The 279-nt window shown below is 37.6% G+C and carries 1 tRNA gene; it reads left to right on the forward strand.

Annotation, left to right across the window (positions count from 1 at the left end):
* Positions 1-146: 146 nt before the first annotated feature.
* Positions 147-220, forward strand: a tRNA-Ile gene (locus tag H0R92_RS14095).
* The last annotated feature ends 59 nt before the right edge of the window (positions 221-279 follow it).

A 279-nucleotide genomic window follows, 5' to 3' on the forward strand; every position in this document is an offset into this window, starting at 1 on the left:
TAAAAAAAAGCTTTGCATTTTTAACGGTCGATTTTCTTACGAAAATCGAGGCTATAGATGCACATAAGCAGATAAGTGTTAGATGTACAACACGGGTCCTTTTTGAGAACCGCTACTGTTCTTTCTTTCCTCCCTTTTATTTATATGGGACTGTAGCTCAGTCGGTTAGAGCACTTCTCTGATAAGGAAGGGGTCATAAGTTCAACTCTTATCAGTCCCATAACGCTTCTTATTTGAGAAGTGTCTTAATATGTCGAATGTTTTGAAAAAAACGGACGA

It is taken from the genome of Treponema sp. OMZ 840, assembly GCF_050937815.1.
Taxonomy (GTDB): domain Bacteria; phylum Spirochaetota; class Spirochaetia; order Treponematales; family Treponemataceae; genus Treponema_C.